Source organism: Vibrio sp. S234-5 (assembly GCF_000960595.1).
GTDB lineage: Bacteria > Pseudomonadota > Gammaproteobacteria > Enterobacterales > Vibrionaceae > Vibrio.
This window is the reverse complement of sequence record NZ_JZAM01000187.1, coordinates 1-761: the sequence shown is the minus strand read 5'-3', so window position 1 is coordinate 761 and position 761 is coordinate 1. Positions and strand designations below refer to the sequence as shown.

Annotated in this window: 1 pseudogene; it reads left to right on the top strand. The window is 43.5% G+C overall.

The annotated features are described in order from the left end of the window. Positions 1-501: 501 nt before the first annotated feature. Positions 502-761, top strand: a pseudogene (locus UF06_RS09110) (hypothetical protein); the annotation flags it as partial.

Here is a 761-nt window from a genome sequence, read left to right as displayed (position 1 = left end):
AGAGGGTGTGAACAACCGAATAAAGACGCTGAACAAAGTCGCCTATGGGTATCGTGATTGGGAATTTTTTGAGTTAAAAATCAAAGCCAGTCATGAGGCGAAGTATCGATTTTCCGGATGAACCGCTTTTCTGATACCATATCGCCAAAAATAGCCAGTTAATGTCAACTTCACTTCTTTACCATCGCTTTGGAATACGCGGCCCTTTCCATTATTGCTCTACAGAGTTTGATGGTGACGCGACCATCTTTCACGTAGCACACAATCCTCATATTAAATGTCCATCATGTCGTAGTCGTGATGTCATAAAAAAAAGGAGGTAAGGTTCGCCGTTTTATCGCTACGCCAATCGGCACTAGCCCCTGTTACATCCAGATAGCAAACCAGCGGATTGAATGCCGAGCTTGTAATACACTCGGGTATTTGCCGCTTAACTTTGTTCCTCGTCCCAAAGTGCGTTACACAAAGGGCTTTGAACAGTATGTTCTCTCGCTGTCAGCATTGAACGTCACCATCAATGCCATTGCCAAGCTATGTGGTGTCTGTTGGGATACAGTGAAAGATATTCAGAAGCATTACCTGCAAAAGCGATACTCTCAACCTTGTCTTAAAAACGTCACTCACATTGGAATTGATGAGATTTACTGTGGCTCAAAAAGTGGCTTCATGACGGTTGTGATTGATATGAAGACAAGTGCCGTCATTTATACAGAGAAAGGAAAGAAGGCCGAAAGCCTTGACGGTTTTTGGAAACGGAAGCT